The sequence below is a fragment of the Cryobacterium sp. Y57 genome (assembly GCF_002929505.1).
Classification (GTDB): Bacteria; Actinomycetota; Actinomycetes; order Actinomycetales; family Microbacteriaceae; genus Cryobacterium.
Genome location: NZ_PJJL01000070.1, coordinates 183,992 through 199,973 on the forward strand (window position 1 = coordinate 183,992; position 15,982 = coordinate 199,973).

20 protein-coding genes are annotated in these 15,982 nt (G+C 63.2%); 19 read left to right on the forward strand and 1 reads right to left on the reverse strand.

Annotated elements, in window-relative coordinates:
• Nucleotides 1-49 precede the first annotated feature (49 nt).
• The 13 genes from CXY72_RS13710 to CXY72_RS13770 all read left to right on the forward strand — a co-directional run bounded on the left by CXY72_RS13710 (nt 50) and on the right by CXY72_RS13770 (nt 9,840).
• Nucleotides 50-307 (forward strand): hypothetical protein, encoded by a 258-nt coding sequence (locus tag CXY72_RS13710; RefSeq protein ID WP_104128220.1) that lies wholly within the window; start codon nt 50-52, stop codon nt 305-307.
• The gene (locus CXY72_RS13715) at nt 304-1,068 is read left to right on the forward strand and encodes a hypothetical protein (RefSeq protein ID WP_104128221.1); all 765 of its coding nucleotides are present in this window, start codon (nt 304-306) and stop codon (nt 1,066-1,068) included. The genes CXY72_RS13710 and CXY72_RS13715 overlap by 4 nt, the downstream gene beginning before the upstream one ends.
• A complete protein-coding gene (locus tag CXY72_RS13720) occupies nt 1,061-1,279 on the forward strand; it encodes a hypothetical protein (RefSeq protein ID WP_104128222.1) in 219 nt (72 codons plus the stop codon). The genes CXY72_RS13715 and CXY72_RS13720 overlap by 8 nt, the downstream gene beginning before the upstream one ends.
• Before the next feature lie 754 nt (nt 1,280-2,033).
• Nucleotides 2,034-2,354: a hypothetical protein gene (locus CXY72_RS13725; RefSeq protein WP_104128223.1), complete on the forward strand. Its 321-nt coding sequence runs from the start codon at nt 2,034-2,036 to the stop codon at nt 2,352-2,354.
• 23 nt (nt 2,355-2,377) lie between these two features.
• Nucleotides 2,378-2,878, forward strand: a complete 501-nt coding sequence (locus CXY72_RS13730) for a hypothetical protein (RefSeq protein ID WP_104128224.1) — start codon at nt 2,378-2,380, stop codon at nt 2,876-2,878.
• A gap of 145 nt (nt 2,879-3,023) precedes the next feature.
• Nucleotides 3,024-3,368 (forward strand): hypothetical protein, encoded by a 345-nt coding sequence (locus CXY72_RS13735; protein WP_104128225.1) that lies wholly within the window; start codon nt 3,024-3,026, stop codon nt 3,366-3,368.
• Between the two features lie 17 nt (nt 3,369-3,385).
• Nucleotides 3,386-5,017, forward strand: a complete 1,632-nt coding sequence (locus CXY72_RS13740; RefSeq protein WP_199184045.1) for a hypothetical protein — start codon at nt 3,386-3,388, stop codon at nt 5,015-5,017.
• A 24-nt stretch (nt 5,018-5,041) separates the two neighbouring features.
• A complete protein-coding gene (locus CXY72_RS13745; protein WP_104128226.1) occupies nt 5,042-6,451 on the forward strand; it encodes a DUF935 family protein in 1,410 nt (469 codons plus the stop codon).
• Nucleotides 6,448-7,956, forward strand: coding sequence for a head maturation protease, ClpP-related (locus CXY72_RS13750; protein ID WP_104128227.1), 1,509 nt, complete (start codon nt 6,448-6,450; stop codon nt 7,954-7,956). The genes CXY72_RS13745 and CXY72_RS13750 overlap by 4 nt, the downstream gene beginning before the upstream one ends.
• A gap of 14 nt (nt 7,957-7,970) precedes the next feature.
• Complete coding sequence (locus tag CXY72_RS13755) at nt 7,971-8,891, forward strand: hypothetical protein (protein ID WP_104128228.1); 921 nt, start codon at nt 7,971-7,973, stop codon at nt 8,889-8,891.
• Nucleotides 8,891-9,136 carry a hypothetical protein gene (locus CXY72_RS13760; protein WP_104128229.1) on the forward strand — a complete coding sequence of 82 codons (246 nt, stop codon included), beginning with the start codon at nt 8,891-8,893 and terminating at the stop codon, nt 9,134-9,136. Before CXY72_RS13755 ends, CXY72_RS13760 begins: the two co-directional genes overlap by 1 nt.
• An 18-nt stretch (nt 9,137-9,154) precedes the next feature.
• Entirely contained in the window at nt 9,155-9,514 is a 360-nt protein-coding gene (locus CXY72_RS13765; protein WP_104128230.1) for a hypothetical protein, read from the forward strand.
• Nucleotides 9,511-9,840, forward strand: coding sequence for a hypothetical protein (locus CXY72_RS13770; protein ID WP_104128231.1), 330 nt, complete (start codon nt 9,511-9,513; stop codon nt 9,838-9,840). The genes CXY72_RS13765 and CXY72_RS13770 overlap by 4 nt, the downstream gene beginning before the upstream one ends.
• Here CXY72_RS13770 and CXY72_RS19320 read toward each other — a convergent pair whose 3' ends face one another.
• The gene (locus CXY72_RS19320) at nt 9,841-10,395 is read right to left on the reverse strand and encodes a hypothetical protein (RefSeq protein ID WP_146071184.1); all 555 of its coding nucleotides are present in this window, start codon (nt 10,393-10,395) and stop codon (nt 9,841-9,843) included.
• 26 nt (nt 10,396-10,421) lie between these two features.
• Between CXY72_RS19320 and CXY72_RS13780 the strand changes: the two genes are divergently transcribed.
• The 6 genes from CXY72_RS13780 to CXY72_RS13805 all read left to right on the forward strand — a co-directional run bounded on the left by CXY72_RS13780 (nt 10,422) and on the right by CXY72_RS13805 (nt 15,793).
• Complete coding sequence (locus tag CXY72_RS13780) at nt 10,422-10,739, forward strand: hypothetical protein (RefSeq protein WP_104128233.1); 318 nt, start codon at nt 10,422-10,424, stop codon at nt 10,737-10,739.
• A complete protein-coding gene (locus CXY72_RS13785; protein WP_233197834.1) occupies nt 10,732-11,145 on the forward strand; it encodes a minor capsid protein in 414 nt (137 codons plus the stop codon). The genes CXY72_RS13780 and CXY72_RS13785 overlap by 8 nt, the downstream gene beginning before the upstream one ends.
• Complete coding sequence (locus tag CXY72_RS13790; protein WP_104128235.1) at nt 11,142-11,915, forward strand: phage tail tube protein; 774 nt, start codon at nt 11,142-11,144, stop codon at nt 11,913-11,915. Before CXY72_RS13785 ends, CXY72_RS13790 begins: the two co-directional genes overlap by 4 nt.
• A 3-nt stretch (nt 11,916-11,918) precedes the next feature.
• Nucleotides 11,919-12,317, forward strand: a complete 399-nt coding sequence (locus CXY72_RS13795; RefSeq protein WP_104128236.1) for a hypothetical protein — start codon at nt 11,919-11,921, stop codon at nt 12,315-12,317.
• Nucleotides 12,318-12,391: 74 nt separating this feature from the next.
• Nucleotides 12,392-12,637 carry a hypothetical protein gene (locus CXY72_RS13800; protein WP_104128237.1) on the forward strand — a complete coding sequence of 82 codons (246 nt, stop codon included), beginning with the start codon at nt 12,392-12,394 and terminating at the stop codon, nt 12,635-12,637.
• A gap of 3 nt (nt 12,638-12,640) precedes the next feature.
• Nucleotides 12,641-15,793 carry a phage tail tape measure protein gene (locus CXY72_RS13805; RefSeq protein WP_233197835.1) on the forward strand — a complete coding sequence of 1,051 codons (3,153 nt, stop codon included), beginning with the start codon at nt 12,641-12,643 and terminating at the stop codon, nt 15,791-15,793.
• The last annotated feature ends 189 nt before the right edge of the window (nt 15,794-15,982 follow it).

The following is a 15,982-nucleotide window of genomic DNA, read 5'->3' on the forward strand; positions in this document are numbered from 1 at the left end:
CACTGAGCGTAGTCACCCGGACCGCTGCGAGCCCTTGGGTGGTGCAGTCATGACCCGCGCAATCGATTCCGGCCAGCCGCCGGCGCCCATCCCACGGTTGAAGATCACCTCCCTGGTTGGCGGCGGCCACGAGATCCGTGTGAGGCAGTCCGAGATCGACGGCCTGACCCTGAGCGAACTCACCGCGGCGATCTGCAACCTGCGCATCGGAGGTAGGCGCATCGGACCCGACGACCTCAGCCCCGCTATCGAGAAACAGTACCCACACCGATGGGTGATCCCCATCACGAACGGAGACACCGAATGACAACCGACCATGACGCGCAAGCCGCAGCGTTCCCATGTGTTCGCGGATGCATTCACCCGCACGCCGAAGATGCCCCGCCCAAGCCGAAAGGCGCGCGGCATGGGGATCTGTGCGACTCGTGCTTCTACCGGCTCGTGGCGGCGCTCAAGCTCGTGCCTGACCTGGTGGCGAACATGCGCGCGCAACTCTGGGGAATCGGCGCGGCTGACTACTCCGAGCGGGTCGGTGGGGGCGGTGCTGAAGCGCCGGCGCCACTGAACCTCGGGCCGCTCGATGCTTCGGATGCGCTGTTCGCCAAACTCGCCTCATGGATCGAAGTGTTCGCGGAAGAGTTCGGGCACACCGGGCCGAACATTCCGATGTGGGCCAATGGCCGGGAGGTGCAGGGGTCGCGTCCGGTGAGCGTTGAAGTCGCCACGGGGCAAGCCGCGCAGCAAGTCGGTTGGCTCGCTGACCGACTCGAGCGGATCTGTGGCACGACATCGGCCACTGAATTCCACAACGACATCTGCGTCGGTCACGAGGATGCACGCGGCGTGTTCAGCCTGTCGGCTGCGTACGGGGTCAAGGCTCGGCCTGTTCCGTCGTCCGAGAAGAGACCGTGCCCGGTATGTCGCGAGCACTCGGTGTTCCTCAAGCTGCCCGACAAGCTGAACGCCGAATTCGCCGTAATGTGCGAGAACTGCGAATGGGTGCAAGAGCCCGCCACGTTCGAGAAACACCTGAAACCGTTCCGAGAACTTGAGGCAATGTATGTCTAAACCGATCAACCAGAAGACGTACACCATCAAGACCGCCGCACGACGGGTGAAGCGCAGCGAATGGACCATCAAGCAGTGGATGCGCGACGGGATGCCGCGGCGCATGGTGGCTGGGGTGGTCGTCATCGAGCACGACGACCTCATGGTGCGCTACCGAGCGAACATCATGGGCAATCGGACCCGCGCAGCAGACGCGCCAGAAACGGTGTAGCGCGACCTACCCCCCCCCCGTAGGCTCAATGCTATGCATTGAGCAACTTTCGTCCCCTCGGCGGTTGCCTTCTTCGTTCCCGAGAGAGGCCGTCGCATCCCCCATGCGGCGGCCTTTTTCGCGTTAACTTTCGGTCGCACCCCCGACACAAACATGCCCTATTATAGGCCATTCACGGGCGAGTCGCGACCGAATCATCTTGCCAGGCACTCTTTCCTGGTCATGCCGGTACTGGATCTCCGGTGCAAGTAGAAACGATCTGGCGGGTGAAGTGCAGGGCTTACGAGCCTGAGTCATCGCCACCCGCGTCCAACACTTGCCACCCGGACCTACATGGAACGGGCCGTCCACCGCGCTCAGCGGCGGCAAGGCAGCGAGCATAAACAGTCAGCGTAAGGCTGGCTCACACGCACTGGTAGGCCGCAGGCGCATACGGCTCAAGCTTCCCACCCATCGTGTCAACGCCGTATGCATTGGCGGCAAAGGACCCCCACAGGCTGACTCTCTGCAGCTGGTGTACCTGCACGGATGGGTGGGGCCATACCTGAGAGGCCAGCCGTGACGGACGCCGAGATCGAGGAAGCGTACGCCGTGCAGTTCGATGACGAACACCTGCTGGAAGTGCGATAGGCGCTGATCACCTCGGTACACAGGCTTGAGAATCACGGGCTAAGACCACTCACGAGGCATCCGGAATCGACTCGCCTACCGTAAAGACGCGGAAGTCGCCCGATGTTTGTACCAAGGAGGCGGCATGGCAAGGTCGAACACCCGCCGGATGAACCTTCTGCGCGATGAGTTCTTAGCCGAGGGCCGCAAGCAATCAGAGTCCGACGATCCCGAAGTGCGCGACCTGTCCGAATGCTGGCTCTGCAAGATGCCGATCGACTACGTTGCCGACCCGCACAGCACTGACGACTCGCACAACCTCGACCACTACTTCATTGTTCGCGATTACCCCGAGCTCGAAGAAGACGTCGGTAATTTTCGCCATGCGCATCGACTCTGCAACTTGAACCGCGGAACAAAATCACCGAGCCTCGGGCTCGGCACTGCAGTCGCCGATTGGTGGTAACCACGATGACAGGAGAACCAACCATGGCCGCAATGCTACCCATCACCGGAACCGTGAGCGTTGGATTCGACGGCAGGGAGACTCAGGCAGTCGGCACGTTCAGCATCCCTGTACGCATGACCATGGATACTGAGACCGGCCTCGCCCACGTTGAGGGCGCGACCGACAGCTCTATCATCTTCGCCATGGTCGCCGCCTTGCAAGGTGCAGCCGATGAACTGCTCGCAACGATCCAGCCCGCCACGGTCGAGATCGCAGCACCTGAGTCAATGAGTGACGCGGACGCATACCGCGCGCTCCTCGAAGCATCCCGACGTCAGAGCGGCAGGATGTACCGCAGTTACGCGGAGGACATCGCCGAGCGTTGCTGGTCAGCAACCGGAGGCAGCGAGACCATCCCCACCGTCAAGGCCGAGACCATCGCCGTCTGCCCGACCTGCAGCGCTGAGCTGGGAGTAGCTGACGCATCGATCACCATCGAGCACGGTCACGACGGCGCCCACATCGAGAACCACCGATACTGACCATCGAATGCCCCTCAATAGGGGGAGTCGCCAAAAAATCCAGTCTTCGGGTTGGGGGGTGGACAGAGCCAAGGGGACCTTTCCTCCCTCCCCGACCCTCTGACCGGGGGTCGCACGCGCGCACACGCGTAGAAGGGATTCCGAAATGGGTGCAGTCGTTGAGGGAACTGTCGTTTCTGTCGCGGCCGCCGAGCACCTTGACCGTGAAGGCAAGGACGCCGGCGCGATCGCGGCCCTGCTCGCCTTGGCACACAAGATCGACGACTACGACACGATCCTCGATCACATTCTTGATCAGATCGAGAGCGACCCTGAGTCGAAGGTTCGCCCGCCGGCGTCGGACAATGTCTCTATTCCCACCTACCTGAAGTACTGCGAGTCCCTTGGCTTGACCCCTGGTGGTCGCGGCGAGCTTGCGACTGGCAAGAAGTCGGGGCCCGCTCCCAAGGATGAGCTGGCTGAGTTCCGAATGGAGCACGGTATCGCCTAGTTTTCCCGGAGGTTCACGTGGCTGCGAAGCTCCTAGGGCGCACCGAACCCCGCATTTTCACGAAGCCTCTTCGCGAATTGACCCCGGAAACGTCGCGCGGGTTCGAGGTGATCAAGTTTGCGCTGGTGATTCTCGGCGTAAATCTTTACCCCTGGCAGAAGTTTTTGCTAATCCACGCGTTAGAGATCATGCCTGATGGGCAGTACCGGTTCAAGCGCGTCATCGTTCTGGTCGCCAGGCAGCAAGGCAAGACCACTATCGCCTCCGTTCTTGCCGCGTGGTGGCTGTTCGTTGACTCGAAGCGTCACCCTGACATGGTTCCGCCGGTGAAGTTCAAGGTCGTCGGCGTCGCCCAGAACCTTGACATCGCCCGTGAGCCGTGGGCCGCGGTGAAGATGTGGTGCGATCCAGAGCCGAACACGGACGAGGAGATGGAGCTCGCACTGCCGGCCCTGCAGAACGCGACTGCGAAGGTGTCGGATACGAACGGCAAGGAGGGCATCTACGCCCGGTCTCGTGCTCACTATGAGATCCGTGCTGCGGCGAACGCTCGTGGAAAGCCTGCCGCGCGAGTGCTCATGGATGAGATGCGCGAGCAGAAGACGTGGACCGCGTGGAACGCCGTCTCGCAGACTCTGAAGTCGTTCTGGTCCGGACAGATGTGGGGCATCTCGAACGCGGGGGACTCGTCGGCGGTCGTCTTGCGAACGCAGCGCACCGCCGGTTTGGAGTCCATCGAGGAGTGGGAGACGTACGTCGAAGCCTGCGTCATGTCGGCTGAGGACTTCGCTAACGGGCACGATGTCACCCTTGGACTGTTCGAGTGGTCGGCGCCCGATGGGTGCACGCTCGACGACGTCGAGGCGATCCTTCAGGCGAACCCTTCCATTGGCTTCGGTGCGATGACGGTGCAGTCGGCGCTCTCGGATATTCGGGGCATGACTGAGGCTGGGTATCGCACTGAGGTTTTGTGCCAGTGGGTTGTCGCTGATGTGGATTCGTTCATTGACGTGAAGGAGTTTCGTCTCCGAGTTCTGCCCGCCGACGAGATCATTATTCCGAAAGGTTCCCGCACTGTGTGGGGCGTAGATGTTTCCCACGACCGCAAGACGACATGGCTTTCTTCTGCAGTGCTCACCGAGGACGGGCAGCCGTTCACCACCGTTCGCCTATCGCGTGCCGGAATGATGTGGCTGCCCGAATACCTTGCCGAGCTTGCGGAGGCGTCGGGCCAACGTGAGGTAGCTCTGAACGTCAAGGGCTGCCCCGCGATGGAGTTCCTCGAGCCGCTCAGAAAGCTCGGCCTCACCATCCACGAGTTCGACGGCCCGAAGTACGCGATCGCCACCGGCCGATTCCGGGACGCGGTGCGCGACGAGAACCTCGTCGTCAGCGCTCAGCCCGACATCGACCTAGCCGTCCAGGGCGGCGTCGTTGTTCCGTACGCCGACAACATGGCGTGGTCGCGGCCGAAGTCCCTGCCCATCGATATCTCTGGCCTCATCGCGGAGACGATCGCGCTGTACGCGCTCGAACTGCTCAATCCCGAGCCTGTCGAAGCAACTCCGCCACCCCCGCCGCAGGCCGAGATGGTCACCCGCGACGACGTCGCACCGACCGACGTGAACCTGGCGTCCGTTTCGTTTTAGCCCAATTCTGAAAGTAGGTACCGCATGCCCGACGAACAGGGTTATCAGGTCAGCGGCCTGTCGTCGTGGGCGAGCATGGCTGCGGAGTCTCACGAGACGAACCCGGATTTGTTCTGGCCGTTTTCGGTGGAGGTGTTCGACAAGATGCGCCGCGAGGATTCCCAGATCGGGTCCGTGCTGCGCGCGGTCACGCTCCCGATCCGTGGCGCCGAGTGGATGATCGATCCTGCCGGCGCGAGCGATGAGGTCGTGGATCTTGTGGCTACCGACCTCGGCTTGCCGGTGAAGGGTCGCTCTCGGGCGGAGGCGCTGCGCACTCGCGGGCGCTTCCAATGGGGCGAGCACCTGCGCCTGGCGCTGCTGGAACTGGTCTACGGCCACTCGTACTTCGAGCAGGTCTACCAGCCGGAAGGTGGAAAGCTGCGGCTCAAGAAGCTCGCATGGCGTCCCCCTCGCAGCATCTCGAACATCAAGGTCGCACGCGACGGCGGCCTCGTCTCGATCAATCAGCATGGACTCACGGCACCCATTCCCGTCGACCGGCTCGTCGCGTACGTCAACGACCGCGAGGGCGGCAACTGGATCGGCCAAAGCCTGCTGCGCACGGCGTACAAGAACTGGCTACTGAAGGATCGGATGTTGCGCGCTCAGGCTCTCACTGTGGAGCGCAACGGTCTCGGCGTGCCGGTCTACACGGGCGCACCTGTCCCCGATGGTGCGGATGCTGCCGAGCGTGTGGCGTGGCAGGAGTCGGAGAAGGAAGCTGGCCTCAAGCTCGCGAAGGGTTTCCGCGCTGGCGCCGCCGCTGGCGCGTCGATCCCGGATGGTTCAAACCTTGTTCTGATGGGTGTCACGGGCAAGCTGCCCGACACGGATCAGCCGATCCGGTACCACGACGAGCAAATCGCCCGCGCGGTGCTGGCGCACTTCCTGAACCTCGGGACCGAGACCGGCTCGTGGGCGCTCGGATCAACCTTCGCTGACTTCTTCACCAGCTCGCTCAACGCAGTCGCGGCGCACATTGCCGAGGTCACCCAGGCGCACGTGGTCGAAGATCTCGTTGACTGGAACTGGGGCGAGAACGAGCCTGCCCCGCGGCTGGTGTTCAAGCCCATCGGTTCAGGCGGGTCGCTCACTGCGGAGGCACTCAAGAGCCTCATCGATGGCGGCGTGATCAAGCCCGACGAGACGCTCGAAGCATTCATGCGGGCAGCATTCAGCCTGCCAGTGAAGGACGCGACCGAGCCCGAAGCTAATTCTGATGGGTCGCTGACGGACGCGGAGTTTGCGCGGGCGGCCGCCGAGGTGGTCCAGAAGGTCTACCTCGGGGTGGGCACCGTGCTCTCGAAGGCCGAGGCGCGCGACATCGTTCGCCGCTCCGGAGCCGCCCTCAACGCAGCAAACGATAACGACCAGCCAGAGGAGGCGGCATGACTATCAAACAGAAAGCTCGGGACTGGTTCCGCATCGAGCCACGAGCCGCGGTGGACGAGATAACTTCGGCCGACGTGTTCATCTACGACGAGATCGGCGAGAGCTTTTGGGGCGGTGGCGTATCAGCTTCGAGCATGGCGGTTGAACTCGCCGCGCTCGACGTGGACAATCTCGCCGTCTACATCAACTCTCCCGGCGGCGCAGCGTGGGACGGCATCGCAATCATGAACGCCATCCGCCGGCACCGCGCGTTCGTCACGGTGCACATCGACGGCCTCGCCGCTTCGGCTGCGTCGATCATCGCCATGGCGGGCGACAAGGTCATCATGAATCGCGGCTCCCAGCTAATGATCCATGATGCATCCGGCGGTGTCTACGGCAACGCGACGGACATGGAAGAGACTGCGGCGATCCTGCAGAAGCTGGCCGACTCCCTCGCGGATGTCTACGCGGGCCGCACCGGAACCGACCGGGCCGAGTGGCGCGACGCCATGAAGGCTGAGACCTGGTATACGGCTGAGGAAGCCGTAGCCGCCGGTCTCGCCGACGAATGGTCCGACATCCCCGCATCTCAGCCAGTGGACCGCGCGCGGTTCTCTGCACGAGCGCGAACGGCGATTCCGTCGCTCGCGTCCCTTGATCTCCCGAGCTCGTCCAAGCCGGGAACACCCAACCGAAAGGAACCGCTCATCGTGAGTGAAACTCTTCTTAAGGCTGGCCTCCGCGAGCGGCTCGGCATTACCGATTCCGCAACCACCGACGACCAGCTTCTCGCGGCCGTTGACGTGGTACTCGACCAGGCCACCGCCCCTTCCCCAACCGTCCCAGCCGGAACTGTGCTCATCGACTCCGCCGTGCTGTCTGACCTGCAGGCCAACGCCGCGCTGGGTCGTCAGGCGCACGAGTCGCAGGTCGCCGCACGCCGCACCGCGATCGTCGACAGCGCCGTTGCAGACGGACGCATCGCGCGACCTGTGGCTGACCAACCTCGCCGCGAGCGAAGAGGGCACCACTGCCGTCATCGCCTCGCTGGCGAAGAACACCGTCCCGGTGACCGAGATCGGCACCGCCGACGAACCGACCGCCGCATCCAGCCTCTACGCCGCCGCGTGGGGCACCGACACGAAGGAGGCCTAACCATGGCTGACTACCTCCCCAAGTTCAGCGCCGGCAAGTCCGTCACGTTCAACACCTCTACTGCCGTCGTCGGTGGCCGCCTGGTCGCTGTGACCGGCGACCTCACCGTGGGCCCCGCTGGTGCCGACTCTGCCGCCGTGGTGGGTGTCGCCTCAGTCGACACCATCGTGGGCGATGCCGTCACCGTTTACACCCGGCCCTCCGGCGTGCAGCGACTCGTCGCCAGCGGCGCCATCGCCGCCGGCGCGAAGGTCATCTCGGCTGCCGCCGGAAAGATCGCCACCCAGGGTGCCGGCGTCAATCCCATCGGCATCGCCCTCGAGGCTGCCACCGCCGACCTGGACGTCATCGACGTCCTGTTCATCTAAGGAGCAAAGAAGACATGGCGTCTTACACCTACCCGGTTGCGCGACCCTCGGGCGCGCTGACCACCGAGCAGATCCACCTTTTGCTCCGCAACCCGCTGCTGATCGCAAAGCGCGTTTCGACGCTCGTCGACCAGCGTTTCATCTCTGACTTCCTGCTCTCGGGCCGGTACACCGCCGAGGGTGGCGGGATCTTCTACGAGACCGGCGAGGAGATCTTCCCGACCGACGGGTCGCAGTCCGTCGCGCCTGGTGGCGAGTACCCGAAGACCATCATCAATGATGGCGGCATGGCCTCGGCCAAGACCGACAAGCGCGGCCTCGAGACCGACATCACCGACGAGCGCATTAAGCGCGGCGCACTCGGTGCCGTCGACCGCGCTCTCAACCAGATCGTCAACGGCGTTATCCGCGACGTCGACGGCATCGCGATGAGCGTCATCGCGTCGAAGGTCACCGACACGTTCGCTTCCAGCGCGTGGACCTCGATCGACAACGTCGTGAAGGCTCTCGCTGCGGCGAAGGCTGAGCGTGAGGATCTGGCCCTCGGCCTCGGCCTCGACCTCGACACCGTCGCGCTCAGTGGCGCGCAGTGGGCGAAGGTCATGGGTCTGTTCGCCTCCGCCGGCGTACTGCCCCGCGAGGATGGTAACCCCATCGTCAATGGGCAGTTCCCGACCAACCTGCTCGGCTACACGTGGGTGACCTCGCCGCACATCGTCGGCTCGAACCCGATGTTGGTCGACCGCGTACAGCTCGGCGGTATGGCCGACGAGGATCTCGGCTCCCCCGACTACACGCGCTCCGGCGACTTCAACGTGGAGACCTACTCGCAGCGCAACAAGACGGACAGCTACACCGTCCGTGCGCGCCGCGTCGTGGTGCCCGTCGTGCTCGAGCCGCACGCCGGTCTGCACATCACCGGAACGACTCTCTGATGGCTGATCGTTACGTCGTCAAGGGCGCAGCCGTCGTACTCCCCATCGAGGGCGGCACCGAGCGGTACCTGTACCGCGGCGCGCAGATTGGCGACGGTTTCACCGTCAAAGGCATCAAGCACGCCCTGGCCCTCGGGCTCATCGAGAAGCTGAAGGCGCCCACGGCTGCTGAAAAGGCGGCGGCCGATGAGGCCGCCGCAGAGAAGGCCGCGGCCGACAAGGTCGCCGCCGAAACCAAGCAGTAACGAGAAGGGGGCGATGGAGTGATTCTTCCAATCCAAATAAGTGACAACGAGAATCTCGCTCGGCGCATCCTGGTGCGCGCGCGCTCCATCGCCCCCTGTCTCAATTCGATCCCCGACGACGACGACCGGAAGCTCGACACAATCGCAATCCTCAAGGGCGTCATCGCTGAGGTGCCGGCGCCCGGTGCTCGCCGGGTCAAGTCGCGCGGTCGCAATGGCACGTCGATCAGCTACAACGACCCCGGCGGCGCATTCAGCGAGGACGACATCATGAGCCTCCGCTCGCTGTGTGACGTGGCATCTGCTGGCCTCCCGGTCGGCAGCTTCCCGAAGGCGCGAGCTTTCGGACGCGAGTGGGCCGAGGGAGAGTACTCGTGAGCTGGGATGACCCGTTCTGGTACCCGCACACGCTGAGCATCCGAAACGCCCTCTCGGCCGGTGGCATGGGAACCGGATACGGCACGGCACGCACCGTCCGAGGCGAGGTCAAAGACGAGCAGCGCCTCGTCCGCAACTCCGCCGGGGCCGAGGTCGTGTCTTCATCATCGGTGACCGTGCCGATCGGCGAACACGTCCCGGTCGGTTCGCTCGTCACTGTGTGGCCCGGCACCAGCCGGGAGCGCGCGGCGGAAGTGCTCGCTGTCGGTGTCGATGAGAACGGCGACGATGGCCTCGATTCGTTCCTTGTTCTGTCGCTTACCTGATTATTTCCAGTTCGAGTCCAACGGCCTATTCGTCGTGTCCCAGAGGAACAATTCATAATCGGTCTGAATCACCCCAAGATTCTCGTCTTGCTTTACCGAATCGCCATCAGGCACCCAGGGGCTGATCATCAGCAGCGTCACTTGCTCGTGCGTGGGCACGGCGTATACGGCCTTCGCGATGCTGTTACCCACGGCGACTAGCTCCTCGCGCATTAGGAAATCACTGCAAACACGAGCGACTACCTCGAACGTTGCAGGGTCATCCACCGAAGTAATCACCTGGACACCGAGCTTGAGTGTCACGTTTTCTGGCAGCTCTGCGTTCTGTGCCGCCGTAACAATTTCTTCGGCTCCGGTCGGCGGAGCCAATGGTTCGGTCGGGGAATAGCTCGCGCACGGCTCGACGAACGGCTCAGCCGATGGCGCGGACAATGCTTTCCCCGCGGGAGACGGCGTGCTTGTACCGGCGGACTGCAGCATTTCCCCCTCTGCACTCGAACATGCAGACAGAGACAGGGCGCTCAAGAGCACCGCAACTAATAGAAGTTTGCGCACGCCCACACGCTACCGGAAGGAACCACGTGAAGATAAATGTGCCGGTCCTTGACATTCTTGAGAAGGCCGTTCAGGACGGTCTAAAAGACGCGGGCAAGCAGATCCTCAAGCTTGCGCGCAAGAAGAGCCCGACCGATGGCGGCGACTCCGATAAGTCGGGGTTCTCCGTGGTGGACGACCTCACCCTGCAGGTCGGGTTCAAGTCGCACATCTCGCGCATTCAGCACGAGGACCTCGACTACCAGCACAAGCCGGGCGAGCAGGCGAAGTTCCTCGAGGCTGCCCTCGATGAGGTCGACGTGCGCGCGATCCTTGCGGCGGAAGTGCGGGCCGCTTTTGGATGACGTTGCGCTGACGAAAATTATCTGTGGCGAGCTCGGCGCCATAGCCGGGTGGGCGTGGCGCGAGAACGGGCCGGTCTACACGGCTGACGAGGTCGCTGTCTTCTACGGCACGCTTGGCACTGGGCCCGACAAGGCCGCCGGCGTCCGCGTGTACGGCACCACCGACGAGCGGTTCTTGGGGTGGCGCCGCGTGCAACTGCGACTGCGCGGCGGGCCTGGCCGACCCGATGGTGCCGACGCTCTTTCTACCCCGTCGTTCGCGGCTCTCCATGGACTTTCCCGTATGGGAGGGATTAGCAGCATCAGTCGTGAATCCATGGCGCCAGCCGGCGCCGACGACAACCGTCGCGAAATGCGCACGGAGAACTACCTCATCATTCTCGATAATTTGGAGGCTCTCACATGAGCAATACAGTTTCCCTTCCCGCTGGTTCTACGCTCGGTAAGAGCTTTGAGTACGGCATCGACGTCAACCTCGGTACGTATAACGCGCCGGCGTGGCAGCCAGTGCGCCGCATCAGCGGTTTCCAGCCCTCTCCGACCCCGAACATGCAGGACGCGCAGACCTACGACGACCTCGGCTCCGCAAACTCGGATGTAACTGGGTGGTCGTTTGCTCTCGCGTTCAATGTCCAGGTGAACCGCTCGATCACGACCGGGCTGTACCTGCTCGAGATCGAAGCTCTCCTCGCACGCACAAAGCCGACCGCCAAGGGCGAGTCGGCCGTGCTCGACGTGCGCTGGTATCACAAGCCGGAGTCGGGCGAACCAAACCCGAACGACGCGGGCCGTGGCTTCACGACGGTTTCCTACACCCGCCAGAACACCGGCCCGAACGGCGAGATCGAGGTGCTGTCGATTTCCCTCACCGGCAAGGGCCCCTATGAAGAGATTGCGAACCCGTTCGTTGGGTGGGGTGCAGCAGCCCCGACCATCACGTCGATCACCCCGACCGGCAAGCGGATCGGCGACCAGGTCACCATCACAGGTACCGGGTTCACCGGCGTCACTCAGCTCAAGTTCGACGCGATCGTCCTCGACGTCGACACCTACACCGTGGTGGGCGCTTCAACGATCATCGCGACGATCCCGCCGCTCGCGGCCGGCGTCGAGCCCGTCACCATCACCAATGCGGTGGGTATCTCGGCTGCGGTCAACTACACCGTGGCGGCGTAACCCGTGGGCGCTATCGACTTCGGCGAGTGGGTTGCGCCCGACCTCAGGCTCGAGCTGGGAGGGCGCACGTACACTGTGCGTCCTCTCACAGTTGAGGCAGCGAAGATGATCCTCGCGGCGGCGGTCCGCGGCGAAGTGAACCTTGGCCTCGTCACAGGTGGGATTCCCGCTGAGGTGCAGGCAATGCTCGACAGCATCGGCAACGAGCACCCCGCCCTGGGTGATGCTTATGCTGCGATGGTCGCCGACAAAGTCCCCGCCGCAACCATTGACCGCGTGACTTACTACGCAGTGTTCTACTGGGCGCGCGGCAAGGAATACGCCGACACCCTCGCAAAGCTGCTGTGGATGCCGCGCGAACTCACACCTGGCATTGCAGGTGGTGCGGCCCCAAAAGACTGAACACCGCGGAGGACTGGGCGCCCTTCGGTATCGGTGAGCCTGACGCGGACGGCTGGTATCAGGACTACAAGCCTGTGCCCCAACATCTGAAACCAGAATCACCCGACGCGCTGCCAGGCAAGACGCCGGCTGCTGACATCGACGGATCACTGCTGGCTCTCATCATCAACTGGCGGCTGGTCGTTGCAGAGCTCGCTGAGCGCGGCATCGACCTGTACGACCCCGCTGTCCTTGCACGACCATGGCCCGGCGTTCGGGCGGTGATATTCAGTCTGATCGATTCGCCGACGCGGTTACGCGCGGTACTCACCCGGAGGTGATCCATGGCTACTCTCCGAGCTGCCCAGCTGGAAGTACTCTTTACCGCTGACACCAGTCAGGTTCAGAAGGCCGACAAGGACGTGAAGTCCATCGGCGAACGTATCGAGAAGAAGCCGATCAAGCAGAAGCTGACCGCCGATGCCAGCGAGGTCCTGTCCAGCGCAGATCGGATTGAGGCCGCCTATAAGGTCGCATTCGCGAACACAACCGAGGCATCCGCCCGGCAGAAGCGCGCGCTTGTCTCCAACTACCTTGAATCGGATCGCGCCGCCGGAAAGTCTGCCGCGCAGATTCAGAGCGTCCTCACGCGCTCCTATGGCATCGCGGAATCGGCCGCCCGTGAGCTCGCCAAAGTTGCGAGCGGGGAGATCCGGATCAAGGTTGACGTGGCGCCGGCGCTCGAGAGCATGGACCGGGTTGAGGCGGCCGCTAGAAAGCTTGTCTCGCAGGACACGTCGCTGAAGCTGGATGCGGACGTTACCCGGGCTGAGAAGGGTCTCGCCCGGGCGCAGCAGCGTCTCGCCGACCTTGAGGTCCGCGCGCTTGGCGGCCTTGACGTGACGGCGGATGTTCGTCGTGCCGAGGCGGCCCTGTCGAAGATCGAGCGCAACCTCGCCGGGCTACAGTCTGCCCGGACTATGATCGCTGTTGACGCCGACCCGACACCGGCGGAAAGCCGCCTGAGTCGTTTCTTCTCCCGCTTCCGCAGCGAGGCCGATGCTGCGGGCCAGGAAGGCGGTAAGTCTTTCTCGAAGGGATTGGACTCCGCAACACGTGGTGCGGGCCAGAAGGTCGGCGAGGCTGTCGGTGGCGATATCGAGGGGACTCTCATCGCAGCGCTGGCCGCTATCCCCATTGCCGGCGGCATCGTGCTCGCTGGTGTCGCGATTGGCAAGGCCATCAGTGGCGCGATTCAGGATGGGCTACAGGTCGAGGTCGGCAACGACAGGCTGCAAGCCCTAACCGGGATCAGCGAGGCTGACGCGCTCCGGCTAGGACGTGCTGCTGGTGAGGCGTACACAAAGAACTTTGGCGATTCTGTCGAGGCGAACATGGACACGACCCGCCTCGCTCTGCAGTTCGACCTGATCGACGAGGATGCTTCCACAAAGAGTGCTCAGAAGGTTGTCGAGGGGCTGTCCGGTATCGCTGACGTTCTCGGTGAGGATGTGCGCCCGATCGCTGCCGCGGTCACCACCTTGCTCAGTTCCGGTGTGGCGAAGTCGGCGGAGAATGCATTCGATCTTCTCGCGACCGGCGCTCGTGAGGGCGTGAACCGGAGCGAAGATCTGATTGACACCTTCACCGAGTACCCGGCGGTATTCGCGCGACTCGGGCTGTCCGGGGAAGAAGCGCTTGGACTGATGAACCAGGGATTGGATGCGGGCGCACGAAACAGCGACATCGCCGCCGACGCTCTCAAAGAGTTCCAGATCCGCGCCACTGATGCGTCGAAGGCCTCCACCGTTGCTTTTGAATCCCTGGGCTTCAATGCGGAAGAGATGACCGCGAAGATTTCCCGCGGTGGTGCTGACGCACGTGACGGGCTCGACGAGGTATTGAAGAAGCTGCGCGAGACCGAGGATCCGGTACTACGCAATGCGGCGGCCGTGGGATTGTTCGGCACGAAGGCTGAAGACATGGGCGCTGCCCTATTCGCCATGGACCTGTCCACCGCTGTCACCCAGCTCAACGGCGTGCAGGGTGCCGCACAGAAGATGTTCGATACCCTCACGGACAATGACGCGACGAAGATGGAGCAGGCGAAGCGCAACATCGAGGTCGCCACTGACGGAATGAAAGGCGCCCTCGCGGCCGCTTTCTCCGACCCACTAGGGGAGGCCGCCGATTGGATCTCGCAAAACCGTGGTCCAATGCTTCAGTTCTTCCAAGATCTCGCGAACGGCGCGCTGGACTTCGGTCACACACTGATCGACGCAGCGGCGGACGGTGCCGAGGCTTTCGGTGAATTCGTTTCTGGTCCCCTCGCAGACATGGTCGAAGGTATTGCCGGCGCAATCGACGTTATGAATGGTTGGGAGGGGCGGCCCAAGGAACTCGACGCCCTCGCGGATAGTATGCGCGGTTTTGACTCCACCACCGAGGATGCAGCGGACACTATCCGTGGCCTGCATGACGACCTCGACGATACTGCGGGCACGTTCAACGGGTTCATGGACGGCACCACGGCGATGGGGTACCTGAACGATGCCTCGCTGCGGCTAATCGATACCATCGGCGAGGTCGGCGTCACCGCTGAGGGTGCCACCTACGGCCTCGACGGGATCGACCTAGCCAACATCCGCGCGTCTGATTCGGGCAAGCTGCTCGAGGATCAGGTGCGCAACTCGCTAGCGGCAATGGGGGAACAGACGACTGCGGCAGCGACGGCTGGTGAAAGCCAGGACGAACTGGCCGCGCGGTATCGGACTTCGACGGACGCCCTCGTAGGGCAACTTACGCAGATGGGCCTCACGGAGGAGCAGACGCGCAAGCTCATCGACACGGTTCTGCAGACTCCTCCTTCGGCGACGACTGAGTTTGGCTCCAACGCTGAGGCGCAGCAGGCCAAGGTGCAGGGCCTCGCGGACCGCATCACGACTCTGCCTGACGGCACAGTTGTGATTGACGCGAACACCGCGACGGCAGAGGCGAAAGTGAACCGGTGGATCGAAGGCGTGAACGGCCGTCGTGTCCGGGCTACGGTCGATTCTGTCGGCGGAGAAACCTACCGGATCGACGGTACGAATATCAGATTCAGCCCCAATGCCCAGGGTAGTGTCACAGAGTTCATGGCCGCTGGTGGTGTGCGCGGACTGACCCCGATGCAGCCGATTGCTCAGGTCGTGCCCGCGAACACGTGGCGCGTGGTCGGCGACAGGGGTGACGTTCCTGAGTCGTTCATTCCCATCGACGGGTCCGCCCGGTCGATGTCGATTCTTCTCGAAACGATGCGTCGGATGGAGGTGATGCCGATGGCTGCTGGCGGGATCACTGCGTCCACGCCTAGCAATACCTCACGGACTGCGCCCGGGATCACAAACAACTTCAACGGCCCGATTGGAGCGAACGCTGACGACGTCATTCGCAAGCTGCGGATTGGTCAGCATCGCGCACAGATGATGTCTGGCATTCGAGGGGTAGGTGTCATATGAGCGAATACACCTTGACAGGTCAGGATGGGACTGAGTACGACATCAAGCGCGGTCCCATCCGTCTCAGTAGCGCCGGGCTCATGGGACTGTCGATGCCCCCCCCTTCGAGACATTTACCAGGGAAACTCCAGCGCAAGATGGGCAGGAAGTCACCGGGTATAAAACGGGGGCGCGAACGGTTTTCCTCCC

Coding starts and splice junctions, on each gene's coding strand:
- CXY72_RS13710 (WP_104128220.1), top strand. CDS start 50: ATGACCCGCGCAATCGATTCCGGCCAGCCGCCGGCGCCCATCCCACGG.
- CXY72_RS13715 (WP_104128221.1), top strand. CDS start 304: ATGACAACCGACCATGACGCGCAAGCCGCAGCGTTCCCATGTGTTCGC.
- CXY72_RS13720 (WP_104128222.1), top strand. CDS start 1,061: ATGTCTAAACCGATCAACCAGAAGACGTACACCATCAAGACCGCCGCA.
- CXY72_RS13725 (WP_104128223.1), top strand. CDS start 2,034: ATGGCAAGGTCGAACACCCGCCGGATGAACCTTCTGCGCGATGAGTTC.
- CXY72_RS13730 (WP_104128224.1), top strand. CDS start 2,378: ATGGCCGCAATGCTACCCATCACCGGAACCGTGAGCGTTGGATTCGAC.
- CXY72_RS13735 (WP_104128225.1), top strand. CDS start 3,024: ATGGGTGCAGTCGTTGAGGGAACTGTCGTTTCTGTCGCGGCCGCCGAG.
- CXY72_RS13745 (WP_104128226.1), top strand. CDS start 5,042: ATGCCCGACGAACAGGGTTATCAGGTCAGCGGCCTGTCGTCGTGGGCG.
- CXY72_RS13750 (WP_104128227.1), top strand. CDS start 6,448: ATGACTATCAAACAGAAAGCTCGGGACTGGTTCCGCATCGAGCCACGA.
- CXY72_RS13755 (WP_104128228.1), top strand. CDS start 7,971: ATGGCGTCTTACACCTACCCGGTTGCGCGACCCTCGGGCGCGCTGACC.
- CXY72_RS13760 (WP_104128229.1), top strand. CDS start 8,891: ATGGCTGATCGTTACGTCGTCAAGGGCGCAGCCGTCGTACTCCCCATC.
- CXY72_RS13790 (WP_104128235.1), top strand. CDS start 11,142: ATGAGCAATACAGTTTCCCTTCCCGCTGGTTCTACGCTCGGTAAGAGC.
- CXY72_RS13805 (WP_233197835.1), top strand. CDS start 12,641: ATGGCTACTCTCCGAGCTGCCCAGCTGGAAGTACTCTTTACCGCTGAC.